This window comes from Gandjariella thermophila (assembly GCF_005405885.1).
GTDB classification, from domain to species: domain Bacteria; phylum Actinomycetota; class Actinomycetes; order Mycobacteriales; family Pseudonocardiaceae; genus Gandjariella; species Gandjariella thermophila.
This window is the reverse complement of the sequence record NZ_BJFL01000103.1, coordinates 1-1,597: the sequence shown is the minus strand read 5'-3', so window position 1 is coordinate 1,597 and position 1,597 is coordinate 1. Positions and strand designations below refer to the sequence as shown.

Annotated in this window: 1 protein-coding gene; it reads right to left on the bottom strand. The window is 59.7% G+C overall.

The features are described 5' to 3' along the window. Positions 1-639: 639 nt before the first annotated feature. Positions 640-1,597: hypothetical protein (locus FFT21_RS29415; RefSeq protein ID WP_225978848.1), on the bottom strand; the 958-nt coding region annotated here is incomplete at its 5' end.

Below are 1,597 nucleotides of genomic sequence, written 5' to 3'. Positions count from 1 at the left end.
GAACCTTGTCCGCCGGGGTGTAGGTGTTGGTGGCGGTGCGGTTCAGCGTGGCGGCATGGTTGTCGGCGTTCTGGGTGACCGAGACGTCCTGGGTCTGATTGCCGTTCGGGTCGTAGGTGTAGGATTCAAGTCAGTTACGTCAAGAATGCCGTAATGCCCACCAAATTTCCATCGACCGAAATGGCAACTACCACGTTCTCGCAGTACAAATATCGCTCCGACTCTTGATTCGAGAGGATCAGCTCAATGCGATCCATTTCTCGAACAAAGGCCAAATCTTCAATTGTCGAGGCTATAGATTGGTCGAGCATCACGCCTTCTGACCTACCCTGCCACCCCCAAAGGGAGTGGTCGACAACTGGCGACTGGCACCGCGTTGCGACACAACGCGGAATCTGGCTAGTTGTTTCGATCCGCGGAGGAGCTTGAATGACGATCGCTTGCATAAGCATCCCTGTGACCGAATCAATCTTCAACTCCGCCTCTCCCCCACCCGATCCAGAAATCCTGAGGTATAGCGGCCTTCCCCCAGATCGAGGCTCCCAAGTGACCTTCATAGGAATCCAAGGGTCGCAGCTTTCCACGATAGCCCCTGAACAGTCCACTGAATCAATGACTCGAATCACAAGCCTCACCAAATCATCCCGTGTATAGAGCATGGAACAGCGCGGGAAGCTGACCCTCAGCCCTCGGTGCACCAAACATCAACTCCCAGCCGCCGACGTTCATAAGTTTATTATAGGCCAGTCCATCTCTTGCCGCCTCGCCTACTGCGGCCTGCAGACTCTCGAGCTGAACCTGAGTAGCCATATCGACTTGCATCCGCGTAGCACCGTTCTGAGCCATGCCGGAAAGGTATTCAGCAATATGCTCTGTCGCATTCGGGTGTACCCAAACATGCGTGTCGCCAGCAGTGAGCTCAAAAGAACGCGGCAACTCGCTGCCGGCATAATTTGATTGAGTCGCCTTAATGCTATCCCACACCGTCCCTGCTGCCGCCTCGCCGAGTTCCGCGGCTGCGACTCCGGTTCGTGCTGCGCTCGCCGCCTCTACGATTCCGGCTCCGCCCTCGAAAAGGGTGAGGGGCAAGGTGGCCAACTGGGCCCCGTAGCCTATTGCCTCCAAAAGCCCCACGCCCGCCTCGGCGGCATCAAGCGACCTGTACGCGTCGAAGTTCGGTGACAGCACCTGACCCAGGCAGTCCTGAGCAGGTCCGCCACCTGCCCCGTACAGGAGTTGGCACGCCTGCCCACGCTCATACGCCTGGAGGATCTGATCATCACTAAGCGACTGCACGCCGCTGCTCACAGCCGAGGCCGAACCACTACCACCGCTGGATCCGCTCGCGCCGGTGCTGGCGGCCGCCGTTGGTCCGCTGGTGGGCAAGGGCAGGGGTGGTGCGTCGGGGCTCGGCGAAGGCGGTAGGGGTGCGGTGGCGATGTTGAGCCAGGTGTCGGTCCAGTCGTGGCCGTCGAGTTCGATGTTGGACAGCGGGTTGCCGCCGGCGAAGGCGTAGCGGTTGCCAGTGTAGGGATCGGTGGTCATCCGGGTGTCGGCGAACGCGCCCTCGTACAGGTCCCGGGTGAGGAACCGGTTC